The following is a 17,747-nucleotide window of genomic DNA, read 5'->3' as shown; positions in this document are numbered from 1 at the left end:
GGCTTTGCCGACATGCGGACGGCAACACAGCTTTCAGTACATGTGCTGACCGCCGTTCATCGCGACATTGCTTCCTGTCATGAACGCCGCCGAATCACTGCAGATAAAGCCCACCAATGCCGCGATTTCCTCCGGCTGCCCCAGTCGCCCCACCGGAATCAGCGGAATGATCTTCGACTCCAGCACCTCCTTGGGCACCGCCGACACCATACGCGTCGCGGTATAGCCAGGCGATACCGTGTTCACAGTGACACCGTGGCGCGCGACTTCCAGCGCCAGTGACTCGGAAAAGCCATGAATGCCAGCCTTGGTCGCTGCGTAATTGCATTGACCAAACTGCCCCCTGGTGCCATTGATCGAACCGATATTGACGATGCGCCCCCAGCCCTGCTCCACCATGCCGCCGCAGAACTGCTTGGTGACGTTGAACATGGAATCGAGATTGGTATGCATGACGGCTTCCCAATCGTCCTTGCTCATCTTCAAAAACCGCCCATCGCGGGTGATGCCGGCGTTGTTGATCAGGATGTCTACCTTGTGGCCATCCTTCGCAATTGCCTCGGCCATGCGCTGGCATGAAGCAAATTCGGCGACATCTACCGGATAGGCCTTGTACTGGTATCCCGACGAAGCCTGATGGTCCAGCCACGCACCGACACGATCATTGCAGGGTGAATGCGTCACCAGCACGGTATCACCGGCATCGTGCAAGACTTTGGCGATCGCTTCGCCAATGCCCCCCATGCCACCAGTCACCAAGGCCACATGCTTAGTGGTCATGACCTGCCTCCCCAGCGGCCGCGTTGTTGAACATCTTGAAAAATCGTCACATCGCACTCCGTCGTATTGAGTGGACGATGCCATTGGGATGCAGTGCTCTTCTTGACCAAGGTCAAGCAATGCGTCGATGTTCTAACCACGGAAGATATCGAACGGCTCGACCTTGAGCACCTTGCGGATGCTGATGTAGCTCGAGACCGCAGCAATCAGCACCACCATGCCCAACGCAAGCCCGAGGTTGGCCATGGTGACCAGCGCCGCATAGTCAGGCAGCCGAGCCTTGGCTACAGCAATCAACAACGTGCACAGTCCGATACCCAGGCCATAACCGGTAAGGCTGGTGAAGGTCACCTGGAACAGGATCATGTAGGTCAGTTCGTAGCCTTTGGCGCCGATGGCCTTCAACGCACCGAACTTGTCCAGGTTTTCCAGCACGAAGGTGTAGAAGGTCTGCGCCGAGATCGACAGGCCGACGATGAAACTGATGATCGTCATCAGCATGATATTGGTGCCGATGCCGGTCTGGTATTTGTAGAAGTCCGCAATACGCTGGTCGAACTCGTCCTTGGTCAATGCCAGATAGCCCAACTGCGCGACCTCCTTCTTGATTTCCGGAATATCGCCAGGGCTCTTCGGCTCGACCAGGATGTAGGAAATCGTGAAACGCGTACTGGGGATGTATTCGATGGCGCGGCTGTAGGTGGTGTAGAGCGTCGGTATGCCGAACAGGCCGAAGGAATTCACCTTGGCGATGCCGACCACCACGCCGCGATTGTCATTGAGCTCGAATTCCTGTCCCAGCCCCGGACTGCCCAACTTGCCGTACTCGGCATCGTCGACCACGAAAAACCCGTTGTCGGCGTAGATGTCCTCGACATTGCCCTGCTCCAGCCTGGGGCGGCCAACCAGGCTGGTGTCGTCCAGGCCCATCACCGTCACCGCCTGATAAGTGCCGTTGCGCAATTTGACAAGGGCGCCGCCGGAGTACAGCGGCACGGCATAGTGCACACCGTCGATGCTGCGCACTGCATCGAGCAGGTAATCGGGCATCGGGATGCTGCTGGCAACCGTCTGCACGGCAGGATCCATGACCCATATCGAAGCGCCCACATTGGTAACCGTGGACGCCGAACGCGAAAGGATGCCGGCGAACAGTGAGGTCATCATCACCATCAGGAACACCGCGAAGGTGATGCCCAGCAGCAAGGCCGAGAACTTGCCGCGGTCGTTGACCAGCAATTTATAGGCGAGCTTGAAGATACCCGCGTATTTCATGGCTGCACCCTGCTCGCCTGCGCGGCATGTGTCGATGCAGGCATCGCCTCGGTATGCGGCGCCTTCCACCAGCCGCCGCCGAGCGCCACATAAAGTGCGACGGCATCCTGATAGCGCTGGGCCAGCGCCTGCACATAAGCCATCTTGCTCTGCCGGTACTGTTCATCGGCGATCAGCACATCCACATAGTTCACCAGGCCAGCCGTATAGTTGGCCTGGATCAGGCTCAATGCCTGCGCAGCATCGCGGGCGGCCTCGTCATTGGCCTGCATCGCTTCCGCATCGTGCTGCAACGCCTTGAGCACGTCGGCGACCTGCTCGAACGCGGTGAGCACGGTGCCGCGATAGTCCTGCAGCGATTTCTGGTAGGCGTCGATCGCCGCCTTGCGGTTGTACCAGCGCGTGCCACCCTGGAAAACCGGCATGCTGATATCTGCCCCTGCGCTCCAGTAACGGCCCTGGCTCTTGCCGAGCGCGCCGGTAGTATTGGCGGCTGATCCGTCATCACCGCCCAGCGTGATGCTCGGAAACATCGCGGCCGTAGCAACGCCGATTTCGGCGCTGGCCTCATGCAACTGGGCTTCGGCGGCAAGAATGTCCGGTCGCTGATGCACCAGATCGGAAGGCAGGCTGACCGGTAAGCTGGCGGGCAGATGCAGCGCTTCGAAGCGAATGGCGGGAAGCTGCGACTCGCCGGCGCTTTGCCCCAATAAAGCGTGCAGCAAGTGATCAGCCTGATCGCGCTTCAGTTCCAGCGATGCCAGTTGCGCCAGGTTCGATGCACGTGCGCTGCGCAAGGTGAGCAAGTCGCTGTAAACCTCGGCACCGGACTGTATGCGTGTATCGACCAGCCCGAGTTGCTGCGTCTGCAACGATACCAACCCATGCATCACGTCGATTTCGTCGGCATAGGCCTGGCGTGCGATCGCAGTATTCACCACATTGCCGGTCAAGGTCAGATAGGTGCCTTCCATGGTGTATCGATGCATGTCTACTGCGGCGTGCAGGCCCTCTACCGTCCTGCGCTCGCTGCCGAACAGATCCAGCGCATAGCTGACGGTAGCGCTGAGGGTGAAGAGATTGAAGATACCGCCGATGCCATGCTGGCCGAGCATGGAAGGAGATGTTCGCTCACGCGTAGCATCGGCACCCACACCCAATTGGGGGAAGAAAATGCCTTGCCCTGCGCGCAGGTTGTCCTGGCTTTCGCGCAGACTGGCCTGAGCCGACTGCAGGCTCGGATTGCCGGCGATAGCCGTACTGACCCATTGATCGAGCTCGGATGAGCCAAACAGGTGCCACCAATCCGCGTCAGGTGACTGCGACAGATCGAAATGCTGGGTCTGCCCGATCGCCGTCACGTCCCCCGGTAGGTCGCCGCTCGGCAAGTAACGCGCGACAGCGGGCGCGGACGGCTTCGTGAAATCCGGCCCGACAGTGCAGGCGCCCAACAGCAGCACGGTAACCGCCGCGGCGATACTATTTTTTAGCCACGTAGACATCGACCAGTTGCCCCGGATAGATGGCCGCATCGGCGGGTTTCTTGAAGCGGAAGATGATCGGCAGCACGCGCAGGTCCACGCGCTCCAGGCGCTGGTCGGAAAGCTCGATCTTGGGTGTCACATACGGCTGCATGCGCACGAATTCGAGCGGAATTTTCAGGTTGCTACCGCGTACCGACATCTCCGCCTTTATATGCGCCAGCGACGGCAGGCGGTCGACCAAAATTTCGTCGATGAAGCAGCGCACGGACAGATAACCTTGCGGTCCGCCCATCACGATGATCGGGTCGTAACCCTGGGTATAGGCGTCGTACGCGCCTTGCGCCGATACATAGCTGCCCAGTGCCGTATTCATGGCCAGCACGATGCCGTCGGCCTGCGCGCGTATCGTGTATTTCTGCAGCAGCGCATCGGAGGCTTGGTAGGCCTGTTCCAGGGCGTTGTATTGCATCTGCTGGTTGCGGATGTCGTAGCTCCACGCGCCGGCCTTGGTCAGTTCGTATTGGCGGCGTGCAAAGCCGAGATTGGCCTTGGCAACTTCCAGTGCATCTTTATCGTTGTCGAGGGTGTCCTTGCTGACTGAGCGCGGGTCGATCGCATAGGAAAGACGCTGCTTCTCGAAGGTATCGCTGGCTGTTTTCTGACTGGCCTCGGCCTGCGCAACCTGCGCGGTGGCGACCGCCAGCGTTTCCCTGCGCGGCTGCGCTTGCAGTTCCTGCAGAGTGGCAAGCGCTGCGTCGCCCTGACGCTTCTGTTGCTCGGCCAGAGCCAGCTGCACCGAGTTGTCGATCACCAGCAAGGGCTGTCCAGCGGCGACGTGATCGCCTTCGTGCACTTGGATCTGCGTGATGCGCCCGGACACATCCGGGTAGATATTGATGTTCTCGCCGCTGCCCTGAGAGCTTTCCACGATGCCGTTGGCGTAGATGCCATTCGCGTAGGAGTTGGTGGCCGGACTGAACACGGGTGGTTGAGCCGCCTGCTCCCGGCCGTAGAAGTAGGCGCTGGCGATCGCTATCAACGCACCCAGGGCGGCCACCAGGAAAATGATCCGGTTTCTCATAAGGCTTTCTCCGTCCCAGCCGTGATGCATCCGTCTTCCATGTGCACGACACGGTCCGCGAATTCGAGAATCCGCGCGTCATGGGTGACAATCAGGACACAACGGGTGGGATTGAGTACGTGCTCACGCACGAACTGCACGATCATGCGGCCGGTATCGCCATCAAGCGACGCGGTTGGCTCATCGAGTATCAGCAATTCCGGATCACCAACCAGCGCACGAGCGATGGCGACACGCTGCTGCTCACCGCCACTCAGCTTGACCGGCGGCAATTGCCCACGATCCTTCAGGCCGACAATGGCCAGCATCCGCTCACCCTTACTCAGCGACGCATTCCAGTCTTCCCTGCGCAGCACCAGCGGAATCGCCACGTTTTCAGCCGTGGTGAGCTTGGGAAACAGATGGAAGTCCTGAAATACGAAGCCGATCGTTCGTAGCCGGAATTCAGCAAGATCGTTGGCGCTGAGCTGCCACAGGTTGGCACCCTTGACTTTCACGGTACCTGAGCTGGGGCGCAGGATGCCCGAGATCATGCTGAGCAAAGTCGTCTTACCGCTGCCTGACGGACCAACGATGAAAAGCATCTCGCCGTAATGCGCTTCAAAGGTCGCCCCGCGCACGGCCAGCGTCGCGGCAGCCCCTTCGCCGAACGACTTGGTCAGACCGGTAGCTTGAATGGCCGCGTTTTCCATGGCGTAACTTTAGGCAGCCGCGGCCCTGGCCCATTTGAGCGAAGTCAATTGAATTCGCATTCAAGTTGCCGCGTGCATCAGGCAGCTACTGCAAGCCAACCGGCGCTAGCGTATGCTCTGGTCGGAGTGTTCCGTTGAATCAGGCACCACGGGGGATCGGAGTTTCAGATGGCCATGTCGCTTAGTCCTGCGTCGTCTGCGATGGCGCCGACACATCTGCTGGTCGTTGATGACGATACCGAGATTGCCCAGATCCTCAGCCGCTACTTCGGCAGCCATGGCTTTCGTGTCAGCACGGCCGGTGACGGTGCCCAGATGCGCCGCGTTCTGGACAGCGAAGCCGTGGATATCGTCATGCTCGATCTGGGGTTGCCTGGCGAAGATGGCTTCACCCTCACCCGCCATCTGCGTGAGCATTGGCATGGCCCGGTGATTATCGTGACCGGACGCGGCGAGTCGGTGGATCGCGTCGTGGGCCTGGAACTAGGCGCGGACGACTACGTCACCAAACCGTTTGATCTGCGCGAGTTGCTGGCACGCGTGCGCAGCGTCCTACGTCGCACTGCACCGCCAGCCAAGGCATCAGACGTCAAAGCAGGCCATCCCTGGCGTCTGTCGTTCGATGGCTATGTGCTCGATCCGCGATCGCACACCTTGTCCGGACCGCAAGGCGAACCGATTCTGCTGACCAGCGGCGAATTCACGTTGCTCGGGGTTTTCGTGGAACACGCCAATCAGGTCCTTACCCGCGACCAGTTGATGACGCATATCCATGGCCGTGATGCGGGACCGTTTGATCGTTCGATCGACGTGCAGATCGGCCGCCTGCGCCGCAAGATTGAGCCCGATCCCGCCCGTCCTCAACGGATCAAGTCGATCCGTGGCACGGGCTATCTGTTTTCGTCGACGGTCCAGCGGGTATAAGGCAGCGCCATGTTCAGCAAGCAAGCTCCGGACGCGAACCTGTTCCGTTCATTATTCGAGATGGCACCGGACGCGATGATCGTGGTCGATCGGCAGGGTGTCATCGTGCTGACCAATGCGCATGCGGAGCGCCTGTTCGGCTATGGAGCAGGTACGCTTGCCGGTTTGAAGGTGGAAGCGCTGCTGCCGGCGGCGCTGCGGCAAGCGCACATCGCACATCGCACCCATTACATGTCCAACCCGCGCGAGCGTCCGATGGGCGCCGGCTACGAGCTGACCGGCGTACGCGCTGACGGCCAATCCTTTCCCGTGGAAATCGGCTTGAGCCCGGTCGCTGCATCGATGGGAACGCTGTATGCGGCATCGATCCGCGATATCTCCGAAACGCAGCGTGCACGCCAGGCCCTGGAACGCGCCCGCTTTGACGCTGCCATGGCCCAGATGGGTCGGCGTCTGCTTGAGGCCACGCATCACAAACAAGCCATCGGCGAAATGCCCGAGTTAGTGGCAACTACCCTCGATATTCCCGCAATGGCGATTCTGCTGACCGACCCGCGCCATGTCCGCTTGCAAGTCCCCGCCTCGATGGGTCTGCCTCAAGCCGTGCTGGAGAGCTTGTCGGGCGATCCCGCGCTGCATGCCATGACACGTAGCGCGACGCCGGATGTCGATGATCAACCACCCGCGCAAGGCGCCGTCATCGAAAGCCTTCGCCGCATATGCCCTTCCTTGAGCGGCGATTACCAAGACGCCGCTCTCGTGTTTTTGCCCGATAGGCATGGACCCTTGGGGCTGCTGTTGGCGCTGGCTCACCAGAAGGGCTATTTCGACCGGGATCGACTGAATTTTCTACAATCAGTCGCGAACATTCTGGCCGCATCCATTCAGCGTGAACGCAGTGAAGAACAGCTGGCACATGCGCAGCGCCTCGATGCGCTCGGTCAGCTCACTGGCGGCATTGCGCATGATTTCAACAATCTGCTGACGGTGATTTCCGGCAACCTGCAGCTGCTGGAGGCCGACATGCCGGACGATCAGGCAACGCGGGAAACCGTCGAAAGCGCTTCACGCGCCGTCGAGCGCGGTGCGGCACTCACCCGCAAACTGCTTACCTTCTCACGCCGCCAGCATCTGTTGCCGCATGCCGTCCAAACAGTGCAATTGCTGGCCGATCTGAGCGACATGCTGGGCCGTACGTTGGGCGAACGTATCGTGGTGACCGCCGAGTGCGCCAAAACTACGCCTGCGGTATACGCGGATTCGGGAGAACTGGAAGCGGCATTGATCAATCTGGCACTCAACGCGCGCGATGCGATGCCGCGCGGTGGACGCCTCGGCATCACGGCACGCTCTCATAACGTCGTCAGTGTCGAGGAAGATGCCAAGCTACAGCCTGGCTCGTATGTAGTCTTTGCGGTATCGGATAACGGTGTGGGTATGCCGCCGGAAATCCTGGCGCATGTGCTGGAGCCTTTTTTCACGACCAAAGAAGCCGGCAAAGGCAGCGGACTCGGCCTCAGCATGGTATACGGCTTCGTAAAACAGTCAGGTGGACACCTCAATATCGAGAGCCAGCTAGGTTTCGGCACGCGCGTTGAGCTTTATCTGCCTGTTGCTGTCTCAGCCCATACCGAAGAACCATTGGTCATGACGTCGCGCCAGGGCCACGAAACAGTACTGGTGGTGGAAGACGAATCGGAAGTACGGCGCGTGGCTATCGCTTTTCTGCGCACGCTGGGCCACCCGACTTTCGAGGCCAACGACGCCACCACCGCACTTGAGCGATTGGCGGAACATCCGGAAATCGATCTGCTCTTTACGGATATCGTGCTGGGCGGAGACATGACGGGTTTCGAACTTGCAGCGCTGGCACGGGAGCGGTATCCACATCTTCCCGTGCTTTTCACTTCCGGGTACGAATACGCCGCAATGGATATCGATACCTCTGCTTCCGGCGCCTTCGAACTTCTACGCAAACCCTATCGCCGCGAACAGCTTGGTGCGGCCATGCGTCGTGTGCTGGATCGGGACGTCAGTACCTGATATCGCTCAGTTCAGCGCGGTGCTTATCCCGGCCATCGAGCGCAGCCCATCGACATCCAACACCCGTACTTCGCGGCGCTGCACGTCGATGTAGCTTTGATCGTGTAGGCGCGACAGTGCCCGGCTTACGGTTTCATGCTTCAGGGCCAGGAAACTGGCCATGTCGATACGGCTCATGCGCAAGATGAAATGCTTCGCGCTATAGCCCAGGCGTGCATAGCGTGCAGCCACGTCGAGCAGAAAGGCGGCAACGCGGCGTTCGGCGGCCAGCGTGCCCAGCATCAGCATCCATGAACGGTCGCAACGAATTTCCGCCGCCAATGCTGAAGTCAGGCGTGATTGCAGCTCCGGCATGTGCAGACAGGCCCGCAACACCGCCGGATATGGCAGTTCCCAGGCTTCGCTGTCTTCCAAGGCGATCGCATCGCTGGAATAGGTGTTCAAGCCAATCGACTCCACACCGATGAGGTCGCCGCGCATGCGGAATCCGGTCACCTGTTCACGCCCATCCTCAGCCAGTTCGCAGGTCTTGTAGGAACCGGCATGTACCAGATAGATCGCCTGGAACGGCTGGCCGGCGTGATAAATGCCCTGTCCGGCGGCATGTTTGCAGCGGCGGACCGGAACGTGTTTGCGAATCGCTTCGATGTCGATCCCCAGATCGTTGCAGGTGGCTGCCAAAGCCATGGACGCGTAAGGCTTGCCTACCGGTGTGGTGCGAACGTCTGTTGCTAGCAATGTCATGACACGTACCCCCGAGCTGCAGTTCATCTCGACTACGGGGGTGACTCTAGGTGCTGCCCGTAACGGCATTAGTTCGACTCGGCAACGGTTTGTAACGGTGTGTAACAGCACTCCGACTCGATCGACGCTTGATGCGCGTCAAGCCACCCCTATCGGGCCGGCCTAGGATTGATGGCGTATTTCAGCTTGGAGACCGCCATGCGCGCCGCCGATATCGGGACTTCCCGCGTCATCCAATTGAACGAATCGTCCACCATCAACGAAGCCGCCCGCACCATGCGCCAGCACGATGTGGGTTGCGTGGTGACGATGAAGAACACCCTGGCAGGTGTACTTCCCAGCGGTATCGTGACCGACCGTGATCTGGCCATCCGTTTTCTGGCCAAAGACCTAGGCGATGAAAAAAACTTGCACGACATTCAATCGCTGCCGCTGGTGACGTGTCACGCAGACGCGACAATCGATGAGCTCGTCGGCATGATGCTGGGCAGCCACGTCCGGCGCGTGCCGATTGTGGACGACGAAGGCCAGTTGATTGGCATCGTGTGCCTGGATGATGTGATGGCTGCGCTGGCCGAACTGATGCAGCGCGCCTCGCGCGCACTCACGGACGAACGTGAACTCGACTAAGTCGTTTCTCACCACGCGTTGGAGAGTATTCGCCTGCATAACGCGCCATGCGCCATGCTCAGCACCGATGCCAAGGCACCACACGGTTCCGGCGAAGGTTGCGCGTTACGTGGATACTCCCTTGCTGCGCGCGGCTTTCGCTCGAATTGCGAACGCAATCAATGCGCCATGAGCACCGGCAATTGGGCGTGTTCGAGTATATGGCGCGTCGTGCCACCGAGAATCAGCTCAGTCATCCGCGAGTGACCCCAGGCGCCCATCACCAGCAGGTCCGCATGCATGGCATACGCCTCATTGAGCAGCGCTTCACCGGCCTTGGCCGTCGACGGAAACGGCTGAGTCGAATGCAACTTGATGCCTTGCCTCGTGAGCCAATCACGCACCGGGAGCGGCGGCGGCGCGAAACCAGGCAACTCGTCGCTCGAACCATCGATCAAGCACACCATTTCGGCCTCACGAAGGAATGGCACGGCGGCGCGCAATGCGCGCATGGATTCCTGCGTGCTGTTCCAGGCCACCACGATTCTTTCCTGACGGAAGTTTCCCTCCCACTTGGGCGGAACGAGCAACATCGGTGAGGCGGCTGAAAGCAACACACGCGTCACATAGTCCATGCCCGAGGGGTAGCCGGCCTCACGATTCGGCAAGCGGCTAACCGTGATATCCGCCATGCACGAACGCCGCGCCAGTATCGGTACGTACACACCGCGGATCACCTCCCAGCCACCTTGAACACCGTGTTCGCGGCATAGGTTCATCCACCAGGCATCGCATTGCTTGGCTTCAACCTCCTCCGCATCCAGCACAGCCATAACATCGGGCATGTACATGGAAGACGGAAAGACCTCGACGATATTGAGCCCCGTCGCATAGGCATTATGGCGGCTTGCCAGTGCCAAGCCCGTTCGCACTACGGGATTGTCGTTGCTCATCTCTTCAGTGTTGACGAGGATCTCGAACATAACGGCTCACCTTAAGCAGGATCGACATACCAACATTCATCCAGGCGCTGGTAATGCGTCTTGATCTGGGTCAACCGTTGTCGACGCGACACCGATAAGCGGGATCCATAGGTGCGATTCCTGTTTCACTTGACCGTCGTCAAGTGCTTACAAGCGCCAGCCCGCTAAAAGATAAGTGTGGCCCCTAGCAAAGGGCTTCCTACCAAGTCGCGAGGTCTTCGCCATGTCTTCCACTACAAAACAACCCCAGGCCGCTCTTGAAGGTGATCACTGGATCGAACCCCTGCGTGACGGAACGCGAGTGCTGGTGCGGCCACTACAGTCGAAGGATCGCGCCATGGAAGAAGAGTTCATTCAGCGGCTTTCACCCGAGGCACGACGCTTCCGCTTCCTGGGTGACTTCAAGGAGCCCGACAAGGCCCTGCTCGACCATTTGATGCATGTGGACTACGTCCACGACATGGCTTTCATAGCGATGGCGCACGACAACGGTCATCTGCGCGAAGTCGGCATAAGCCGTTATTCGACCACCGGCGACGGCCAGCAATGCGAATGCGCCATCACGGTGGCCGACGACTGGCGCAATCGCGGCTTGGCGGTCGTTCTGATGCGCCATCTTATCGACGTCGCGCGCAAGCAAAAGCTGACCCGGATGTTTTCGATCGACGACGTCAACAACGAACAGATGCGTGAACTCGCCAAGTATCTCGGATTCAAGCGCGAATCGCATCCGGACGACCCGCGATCGGCGGTGTACTCGCTGACCCTGTGAAAGCCCGTGCATTCCCCTGCTGGAGACATCGCCATGCTCGCCAACAAATCTCATGAAACTTCCTATGCCAAGTCGAACGCGGCAAAGCACCCCGCGTCGCAATTCCACGACATCCTCGCCCTTGTCACATCCACCGGTCCGTGGAGTGCGGCACTCCTGAGCGCCATTGATCTCGCGGCACGGTGGAATGCGAATGTCACCGGCTGCTATGTACCTCCCAGCCTGCGCGAACAGCGCGCTTATGAATCCGATCCCACAGTGATAAGCTTGTTGACCGATGGCGAGTACAACTATCCCGACGAGTCCGCCGCCTTTCATGCCTTCGCCAAGGAGCTCGGCGCGCAACATACCTCATGGGTCGTGACGCATACGGCGATTGCGCCTACGCTGCGCAAGCTCGGTGCATGGCATGACCTGGCTATCATCGAACGCGACATGGTCGGTGAGACAGGCGTGTTCGATATTCTCGGTGAAGGCATGTTGAGCAGCCGTGCACCTTGCCTCGTGTTGCCTCCACACTGGGACGATACTGTTAGCTTTGATCGCATCGTGATTGGCTGGAACGGCACCGTCGAAGGCACCCGCGCTCTGCATAGCGCGTTGCCGTTGCTTCAGCTCGCCAAACAGGTGATCCTGGTCAACGGTGAAGTGCGTACGCCTTACGCCGACCAGGTCGGCGTGACGGAACCGGATCCCATCGTCTACCTGATGCATCACGGCATTGCCGCAAAGCCACATTACATCAACGTGCCGTCCATTGAAGCCGGCAAGTGCCTTCTGCAAAAGGCGCACGAAGTGCGTGCAGACCTTCTGGTGATGGGGGCTTATGGGCATTCACGTATCCGTGAACGCGTGCTCGGCGGCGCAACCCGGTATGTCATGGCGAACGCCGACATTCCCGTCTTTATGCAACACTGATTCAAGCAGAATGGTGCCTTCGCCAAATATGCAGTCGACACGGCCGCCTACGTGGCACGCCTTCCCGGCGTAATCGACACAATGTCGATTACGCCGATTCTTTGCACTAGCGTCACGGCCTACAAAAGCATCAAGAAACCCGGTTCACACCCTCGCGAATGGATCGCCATCTCGGGCATTTATTGGCGGCCATGGCCATGCGGGAGGGAGGAAGCGTTGATGTCGGTAAGCGCTCAGTGCTGCAGCAACATCGGTATCTTCGCGTTCTCGAGCATGCACCTGAACACACCGCCCGCTACCCGTTCACGAAGACGTGAATGGCTGAATGCGCCAAGCACAAACAAATCGGCACGAAGCTGTTGCGCCTCCCATATCAAAGCGCCACCGACGATCGCCACGTCACCATCAATTCGACGCTGATGCGCCGTTACACCATGTTGCGCGAGAAACCGATAGGGATCGAACTTGGGTAGGTCAGCATTGTGATCGCCATCCTCGTCTGTCCCATCCAGGATCCAGACCTCTTTGGCATCCAGCAGAAATGGCATCGCTGCGTGAATGGCGCGGGTAGCTTGAGGGCTTCCGTTCCAGCCGATGACAATGCGTTCGAAGGACGACGAGACTGTGCATAGCTTTGGCAGGAGGACACAAGGCAATCGGCAGGCCCATAAAAGATGGGTCAGAAAGGTCAGCAACTCGTTCGCTTCCATCATGTCGCTTTCAACAACCGCCAGATCGTGCCAGGCGGCGAGCTGCGTGATGGCGCTTCCAACATCGGCTTGCACGGCAGCCCAGTTCGTCTTGGCGACGCCGTTCTGGTTAGCAAAAAGCGTGAAGTCGGCTGCAGTCGGTGTACTGAAAAGAACATCGTCGCATCCCAGTGCGTGCATCGTCGACTCGACATCCAACACACTGAAATCGCGCAACATGGGGTCGACGTAGCAGCCTGTCAGCACGGACCCATAGCGTGAAGCCAACGAAGCGCCCATCACCGCCGCTGAGCTCCAGGGAGTACTCGCCGTCAGAAAAGCCACGATATTTGGGATCGTCATCGCGCCTCGCACGTGCGATTTATCATGATCGGAAATGGGCATCTCTAGCAGTTCAGCCATAACGTCTCTCCTTTTCTGACATCAGCGACAAACAAGCAACGGAATTTCGGCGCAGCTCAGCACCTTGTTGGTTTCGCTACCGAGTACCAGATGGTCCCATCCCGTGCGACCATGCGTCCCCATCACGATCAGATCGCAATCGTACTTTCGGGCCGCACCAATGATGGCGCTATAGGGGCGTTCGTCGAATGCGTAGTTGCCTTTAAACGGCACATCGGCCTCCCTGGCCAGTACGTGGATCGCCTCAAGCTGCTGCTGCGCGCGACCGATCGCTTCCTCGTGATAGTCATCTGAAGCGTGCCGAATCAGATCGGAAAAATAGGAAACGGCCGCCAGTGGCGCCAATACGTGAAAGGCATGGACGCGCGCGGCGATCTGTTTGGCCATTGCGATGCCAAGGCGGGCAGCCCGTAGCGACTGATCCGATCCGTCGATGGGCAGGAGGATATTCTTGAACATCGCGCACCTCCGAGGCTGGGTGGACCGTTGGATTACTTGCGTGCGTCGTTGATCAGGCTGAGCACCAGTGCCACCGAACAGATGCCGCCGATCCAGTCCGTCGCTGTCCAGGTGAATTCGTTGCCTCTAACTACGCTGATCAGGGCGCTGGCTACAGCAATAAGCAAAAGACCGGTCGAGAGCATCGAAAACGCTGGCGCAGTTGATTGGCTTTTCATCGCACACCTCGCTTGGATATTGGTGCAACGGCATGCGAACTGTCACATGACACGTCATCGTTTCTTACCGGCATCCGTTTGAGCGCGTGTCCATCGCTTTTCAGACAAAAGAAATCGCTCGTACCTGCACGAAGCTGCCCACAAAAACGCTCAATCTTTACGACGGTACGTTTTGCGAGTACCCGATGCTTCAGCAAGTTCAAAGCGGTGCTCCTTTTTCAATCAACTCGCTGACAGCTTAGGCAAGCAGGCACGGCTCATCTTGATGTTGATCAACTGATCATCACCATTTCCTCTTTTTCGACGCGGCACGGGATTACTCAACGACTTGACCACGATCAATATCGCGGCAATTGCACCGGGCATCATGAAACTCGACGTGCCTGAGCGTAGGCGCGGCATCCCTAAGACTCTGGAGGCTCTACCCATGTTCGCCGCAACCGCCATGCACCGGGAATCCACCGAAGCGCAACCGAAGTCGCTATTCCGGCACTTGCTGCTTCCGATCGACGGATCGGATCTCTCGCTGCGAGCCTTCAGTATGGGCCTCGAACTGGCGAAGACATTTGACGCCAAAGTGCTAGCGCTGCACGTCGTGCCACCATTCAACTCCTTCGCCTACATGACTGAACTTCTTGCTGCTACAGAGCTGAGTTTTAGCCAGCAAGCAGTTCAAACCGCTTCACGCTACCTGGACGAGGCCAAAGCACTGGCCAAGGCTGCACAAGTGCCCTGCGAGTGCCACTACGCCTTTGGCGAGCGCCCCCATCAAGCTATTCTGGACGCCGTCAACGAGCATCATTGCGACCTCATCGTCATGGCCACCCATGGCTGGCATGGCTTGAATCGGTTGATGCTGGGTAGCGAAACGCAAAAGGTACTGCTGCAAAGCAAGATCCCAGTACTGGTTTGCCGGTAACCTAAGGGCAAGAGCATGCCTTTTCGATGGGATCCTAACACCCGCGTGGACCAAGCACCGCTCAAGCCGGTCATACGGAAAGACGTCGCATCGGAAAGCACCCCCGCTGTCGATCCTGGCGGCACGTCCTTGTACAAAACCTTGTGGCATCGCCTGAAGCAGCACCCGTTGGCACATGTTGGCCCCGGACTGATCACCGGTGTCGCCGATGACGATCCGAGTGGCATCGCTACTTATTCACAGGCCGGCGCACAGTTTGGTCTCAACATGTTGTGGACCATGCCACTAGCATTCCCGATGATGGCGGCCATTCAATCCATGTGCGCTCGGATCGGACGCGTGACTGGCAAAGGTCTGGCCGCGAACATCAAAACGACGTTTCCGCCTTATGTGCTCAAAGCTGTTGTAGTGCTGCTGCTGATCGCAAACACGCTCAATATCGCCGCGGACATTGCCGCGATGGGTGAGGCGGCAGAACTGGTCACCACGGTCGACCGGCACGTCATGACGGTCGGCTTTGTTGTCGGCATGCTCGCTCTACAGATCATCGTGCCGTACCACCGCTATGTGTTTTATCTGAAATGGTTGACGCTTTCGTTGCTTGCATACGCTGCCGTGCTCTTTACCGTCCACGTGCCATGGAAAGAAGTCATCTGGCACACGCTTTGGCCGCATTTCGTGCCGAACACGGACACCGCTACCATGGCAGTCGCCATTTTCGGCACAACCATCAGCCCCTATCTTTTCTTCTGGCAAGCGTCCGAAGAAGTCGAGGACATGCGCCTGAAAGGCGAAGCGCGACCGTTGACGCAAGATCCCGGTGCCGCGGCGTCAGAATTAACCCGCATCAAGTGGGATACCTGGAATGGCATGTTCTATTCGGACATCGCTGCCTATTTCATCATTCTTGCCACGGCGGTCACGTTGCATGTCGCAGGCATCACCGACATCACGACTGCCGCACAAGCGGCAAGCGCGCTTCGACCACTCGCCGGCGATCTTGCCTATCTTCTGTTTGCACTCGGCATCCTCGGAGTCGGCCTGATCGGCGTGCCGGTTCTCGCAGGCTCCGCCAGCTATGCTCTTTGCGAAGCGATGGGCTGGCAATGGGGCCTGGAACGCAAGGCCAAGGATGCACGTGGGTTCTACGGCGTGATCGCCGTCAGTGTACTTGCGGCCCTGGTCATTCAGTACTCGTCCATTCCGCCGATGAAGGCCCTGTTCTGGAGCGCTGTGATTAATGGCGTCGTTGCCGTACCACTGATGGTGGTGGTTATTCTGCTGGCTTCAAGGAAATCGGTCATGGGCACGTTTACCGCCCCAAGGCTCATCATCAGGATCGGCTGGATCTCTACCGTCTTTATGGGCGTTGCAGCCATATGGATGTTGATCGCCAGTTAGATCATCACTCAACAGAGGTCGGATTGGCCCAACTTCCATTCGCACACAACTCTGTTAGTCAGTGAATCGTGGGCGCTCGGTCGATCGAAAATAATTTCAGCCCTACATCACCCCATAGAGAGCAGCAGGAGCTCTCGCGTATGAGCTGACGCCGTCAGTCTTGCACCAACTCCATGGGAGAAATCGTGATGTACAACTATCCAGTACTCGAATGTCTTCTTGCATTCGCGATCGTATTTTCGATCGGCTTTTTGTTGGCTAAGAGCAACCATAACGGTGACGCCGTGGCGTTGCCGAACGGAGTGGCTCACATATGACGCCACCATGCCCCCAGTGCCACACCGCGTTCGTCGTCCCTCGACGTCGCGCGCAAACCACGGCAGCCGCCATCGGCGGCATCGCTGGTGCTATCCAAGGTGCCTCCAGCGCGATGACGGACGCAAAGGAAAACGATGATCCGCTGGGTGTCATTGCTAGCGCGATCCTCGGCGGCCTGCTCGGCGGCGCAGCGGGCTGTGTAGCAGGTTCGGCAATCGGTGCGCCGATTGACCAAGCCCTACCCGACAACTTTCGTTGCCAGGCCTGCGGCCATGTATTTGATGCCAATCGCACTGATCCGGTTTTGACGTAGCGCCCCAAAAGCCAGCCGCATCGAGCCAACCGGGCTCGGGCCCCCATTTCTTTTCATCTTTCCTGACGACTTCGCATAGAGCCCGGCCTCACGGCCGGGCTCTATGCGTTTGTGCACATCACAAGGAGCACCTTATGAAAGTTGTTCGATCATTGACCTACACTCGCTACAAGCTCACTGACGAAACGACAGAGCAGGACGTTCTCGCCGCGGCCGAAGGCATCCTGAAAGGAAGGCTTGAACGTCAAGGCAGCATCGGCAATCCAACCGATGCCAACGACTTTCTTCGCATGCGCTTGGGTGCTCTTTTTCACGAGGAGTTTCACGTCCTGTGGCTGGACAACCGCCATCGCATTCTCGACTGTCAGAAGCTCTTTACCGGCACCGTCGATGGCGCCAACATCTATCCCCGGGAAGTCGTGCGGGCCGCGTTGAGCATCAATGCCAGCGCCGCCATTTTTGCGCACAACCACCCCAGCGGCGTTGCCGAGCCCAGTGCGGCGGACCGTGCAATTACCCACGAGCTTCGGGATGCTTTGCGGCTAATTGGCGTGCGGATTCTTGACCACATTGTTGTGGGTGCCGAGTGCGTCAGCATGGCCGGCAGAGGGCTGATGTGATGCAGATGCTCACTGCTGCCCTACCCTTTGCTGGGTTCTACGGTTCCCAGCACGATGCTGAGCTGGACTACGCCATGACGGC

Annotated in this window: 19 protein-coding genes; 9 read left to right on the top strand and 10 right to left on the bottom strand. The window is 58.8% G+C overall.

Annotated elements, in window-relative coordinates:
* Positions 1 to 33: 33 nt before the first annotated feature.
* From phbB to B0E50_RS02735, 5 genes are all read right to left on the bottom strand, one after another.
* Positions 34 to 780, bottom strand: coding sequence for an acetoacetyl-CoA reductase (phbB, locus tag B0E50_RS02755; protein WP_077439573.1), 747 nt, complete (start codon positions 778 to 780; stop codon positions 34 to 36).
* 132 nt (positions 781 to 912) lie between these two features.
* The gene (locus B0E50_RS02750; RefSeq protein WP_077439572.1) at positions 913 to 2,055 is read right to left on the bottom strand and encodes an ABC transporter permease; all 1,143 of its coding nucleotides are present in this window, start codon (positions 2,053 to 2,055) and stop codon (positions 913 to 915) included.
* Positions 2,052 to 3,557 (bottom strand): efflux transporter outer membrane subunit, encoded by a 1,506-nt coding sequence (locus B0E50_RS02745; protein ID WP_077439571.1) that lies wholly within the window; start codon positions 3,555 to 3,557, stop codon positions 2,052 to 2,054. The genes B0E50_RS02750 and B0E50_RS02745 overlap by 4 nt, the downstream gene beginning before the upstream one ends.
* Positions 3,535 to 4,620: a biotin/lipoyl-binding protein gene (locus tag B0E50_RS02740; RefSeq protein WP_077439570.1), complete on the bottom strand. Its 1,086-nt coding sequence runs from the start codon at positions 4,618 to 4,620 to the stop codon at positions 3,535 to 3,537. Before B0E50_RS02740 ends, B0E50_RS02745 begins: the two co-directional genes overlap by 23 nt.
* Positions 4,617 to 5,312, bottom strand: a complete 696-nt coding sequence (locus tag B0E50_RS02735; protein WP_077439569.1) for an ABC transporter ATP-binding protein — start codon at positions 5,310 to 5,312, stop codon at positions 4,617 to 4,619. The genes B0E50_RS02740 and B0E50_RS02735 overlap by 4 nt, the downstream gene beginning before the upstream one ends.
* 168 nt (positions 5,313 to 5,480) lie before the next feature.
* Here B0E50_RS02735 and B0E50_RS02730 point away from each other — a divergent pair, with 168 nt between their 5' ends.
* Together B0E50_RS02730 and B0E50_RS02725 are read left to right on the top strand one after the other, a co-directional pair.
* Positions 5,481 to 6,236, top strand: coding sequence for a response regulator transcription factor (locus tag B0E50_RS02730; protein ID WP_254424009.1), 756 nt, complete (start codon positions 5,481 to 5,483; stop codon positions 6,234 to 6,236).
* 9 nt (positions 6,237 to 6,245) lie between these two features.
* Positions 6,246 to 8,279 carry a PAS domain-containing hybrid sensor histidine kinase/response regulator gene (locus B0E50_RS02725; RefSeq protein ID WP_077439567.1) on the top strand — a complete coding sequence of 678 codons (2,034 nt, stop codon included), beginning with the start codon at positions 6,246 to 6,248 and terminating at the stop codon, positions 8,277 to 8,279.
* 6 nt (positions 8,280 to 8,285) lie between these two features.
* Here B0E50_RS02725 and B0E50_RS02720 read toward each other — a convergent pair whose 3' ends face one another.
* Entirely contained in the window at positions 8,286 to 8,966 is a 681-nt protein-coding gene (locus B0E50_RS02720) for a helix-turn-helix domain-containing protein (RefSeq protein WP_168170795.1), read from the bottom strand.
* A gap of 255 nt (positions 8,967 to 9,221) precedes the next feature.
* On the opposite strand from B0E50_RS02720, the gene B0E50_RS02715 reads away from it, so the two are divergent.
* Positions 9,222 to 9,653, top strand: a complete 432-nt coding sequence (locus tag B0E50_RS02715) for a CBS domain-containing protein (protein ID WP_168170400.1) — start codon at positions 9,222 to 9,224, stop codon at positions 9,651 to 9,653.
* Positions 9,654 to 9,811: 158 nt separating this feature from the next.
* On the opposite strand, the gene B0E50_RS02710 is transcribed toward B0E50_RS02715, so the two are convergent.
* Positions 9,812 to 10,615 (bottom strand): universal stress protein, encoded by an 804-nt coding sequence (locus tag B0E50_RS02710; protein WP_077439564.1) that lies wholly within the window; start codon positions 10,613 to 10,615, stop codon positions 9,812 to 9,814.
* 223 nt (positions 10,616 to 10,838) lie between these two features.
* On the opposite strand from B0E50_RS02710, the gene B0E50_RS02705 reads away from it, so the two are divergent.
* Entirely contained in the window at positions 10,839 to 11,387 is a 549-nt protein-coding gene (locus B0E50_RS02705; RefSeq protein WP_077439563.1) for a GNAT family N-acetyltransferase, read from the top strand.
* Positions 11,388 to 11,420: 33 nt separating this feature from the next.
* Positions 11,421 to 12,305, top strand: a complete 885-nt coding sequence (locus tag B0E50_RS02700) for a universal stress protein (protein ID WP_077439562.1) — start codon at positions 11,421 to 11,423, stop codon at positions 12,303 to 12,305.
* 233 nt (positions 12,306 to 12,538) lie between these two features.
* Here B0E50_RS02700 and B0E50_RS02695 read toward each other — a convergent pair whose 3' ends face one another.
* The 3 genes from B0E50_RS02695 to B0E50_RS17830 are packed head-to-tail and all read right to left on the bottom strand — an operon-like array spanning position 12,539 to position 14,094.
* A complete protein-coding gene (locus B0E50_RS02695) occupies positions 12,539 to 13,417 on the bottom strand; it encodes a universal stress protein (RefSeq protein WP_077439561.1) in 879 nt (292 codons plus the stop codon).
* Positions 13,418 to 13,438: 21 nt separating this feature from the next.
* The gene (locus B0E50_RS02690) at positions 13,439 to 13,876 is read right to left on the bottom strand and encodes a universal stress protein (RefSeq protein ID WP_077439560.1); all 438 of its coding nucleotides are present in this window, start codon (positions 13,874 to 13,876) and stop codon (positions 13,439 to 13,441) included.
* A 32-nt stretch (positions 13,877 to 13,908) separates the two neighbouring features.
* Positions 13,909 to 14,094, bottom strand: coding sequence for a hypothetical protein (locus B0E50_RS17830; protein ID WP_139350346.1), 186 nt, complete (start codon positions 14,092 to 14,094; stop codon positions 13,909 to 13,911).
* A gap of 328 nt (positions 14,095 to 14,422) precedes the next feature.
* On the opposite strand from B0E50_RS17830, the gene B0E50_RS02685 reads away from it, so the two are divergent.
* From B0E50_RS02685 to B0E50_RS02670, 4 genes are all read left to right on the top strand, one after another.
* On the top strand, positions 14,423 to 15,013 hold the full coding sequence (locus B0E50_RS02685; protein ID WP_254424008.1) for a universal stress protein: 591 nt from the start codon (positions 14,423 to 14,425) through the stop codon (positions 15,011 to 15,013).
* A 45-nt stretch (positions 15,014 to 15,058) separates the two neighbouring features.
* Positions 15,059 to 16,414 carry a divalent metal cation transporter gene (locus tag B0E50_RS02680; RefSeq protein ID WP_254424007.1) on the top strand — a complete coding sequence of 452 codons (1,356 nt, stop codon included), beginning with the start codon at positions 15,059 to 15,061 and terminating at the stop codon, positions 16,412 to 16,414.
* Between the two features lie 430 nt (positions 16,415 to 16,844).
* On the top strand, positions 16,845 to 17,045 hold the full coding sequence (locus tag B0E50_RS18120) for a hypothetical protein (protein WP_077439558.1): 201 nt from the start codon (positions 16,845 to 16,847) through the stop codon (positions 17,043 to 17,045).
* 134 nt (positions 17,046 to 17,179) lie between these two features.
* A complete protein-coding gene (locus B0E50_RS02670) occupies positions 17,180 to 17,665 on the top strand; it encodes a JAB domain-containing protein (protein WP_077439557.1) in 486 nt (161 codons plus the stop codon).
* Positions 17,666 to 17,747: the final 82 nt, after the last annotated feature.

Source organism: Rhodanobacter sp. C01 (assembly GCF_002001045.1).
Lineage (GTDB): Bacteria > Pseudomonadota > Gammaproteobacteria > Xanthomonadales > Rhodanobacteraceae > Rhodanobacter.
This window is presented reverse-complemented; position numbering and strand designations above follow the sequence as displayed.

What these genes read in the sequence shown, in the direction of transcription:
- B0E50_RS02735 (WP_077439569.1), bottom strand. Translation starts at nt 5,312, where the DNA reads ATGGAAAACGCGGCCATTCAAGCTACCGGTCTGACCAAGTCGTTCGGC.
- B0E50_RS02730 (WP_254424009.1), top strand. Translation starts at nt 5,481, where the DNA reads ATGGCCATGTCGCTTAGTCCTGCGTCGTCTGCGATGGCGCCGACACAT.
- B0E50_RS02725 (WP_077439567.1), top strand. Translation starts at nt 6,246, where the DNA reads ATGTTCAGCAAGCAAGCTCCGGACGCGAACCTGTTCCGTTCATTATTC.
- B0E50_RS02740 (WP_077439570.1), bottom strand. Translation starts at nt 4,620, where the DNA reads ATGAGAAACCGGATCATTTTCCTGGTGGCCGCCCTGGGTGCGTTGATA.
- B0E50_RS02715 (WP_168170400.1), top strand. Translation starts at nt 9,222, where the DNA reads ATGCGCGCCGCCGATATCGGGACTTCCCGCGTCATCCAATTGAACGAA.
- B0E50_RS02720 (WP_168170795.1), bottom strand. Translation starts at nt 8,966, where the DNA reads ATGGCTTTGGCAGCCACCTGCAACGATCTGGGGATCGACATCGAAGCG.
- B0E50_RS17830 (WP_139350346.1), bottom strand. Translation starts at nt 14,094, where the DNA reads ATGAAAAGCCAATCAACTGCGCCAGCGTTTTCGATGCTCTCGACCGGT.
- B0E50_RS02750 (WP_077439572.1), bottom strand. Translation starts at nt 2,055, where the DNA reads ATGAAATACGCGGGTATCTTCAAGCTCGCCTATAAATTGCTGGTCAAC.
- B0E50_RS18120 (WP_077439558.1), top strand. Translation starts at nt 16,845, where the DNA reads ATGACGGACGCAAAGGAAAACGATGATCCGCTGGGTGTCATTGCTAGC.
- B0E50_RS02745 (WP_077439571.1), bottom strand. Translation starts at nt 3,557, where the DNA reads ATGTCTACGTGGCTAAAAAATAGTATCGCCGCGGCGGTTACCGTGCTG.
- phbB (WP_077439573.1), bottom strand. Translation starts at nt 780, where the DNA reads ATGACCACTAAGCATGTGGCCTTGGTGACTGGTGGCATGGGGGGCATT.
- B0E50_RS02690 (WP_077439560.1), bottom strand. Translation starts at nt 13,876, where the DNA reads ATGTTCAAGAATATCCTCCTGCCCATCGACGGATCGGATCAGTCGCTA.
- B0E50_RS02670 (WP_077439557.1), top strand. Translation starts at nt 17,180, where the DNA reads ATGAAAGTTGTTCGATCATTGACCTACACTCGCTACAAGCTCACTGAC.
- B0E50_RS02705 (WP_077439563.1), top strand. Translation starts at nt 10,839, where the DNA reads ATGTCTTCCACTACAAAACAACCCCAGGCCGCTCTTGAAGGTGATCAC.
- B0E50_RS02695 (WP_077439561.1), bottom strand. Translation starts at nt 13,417, where the DNA reads ATGGCTGAACTGCTAGAGATGCCCATTTCCGATCATGATAAATCGCAC.
- B0E50_RS02700 (WP_077439562.1), top strand. Translation starts at nt 11,421, where the DNA reads ATGCTCGCCAACAAATCTCATGAAACTTCCTATGCCAAGTCGAACGCG.
- B0E50_RS02710 (WP_077439564.1), bottom strand. Translation starts at nt 10,615, where the DNA reads ATGTTCGAGATCCTCGTCAACACTGAAGAGATGAGCAACGACAATCCC.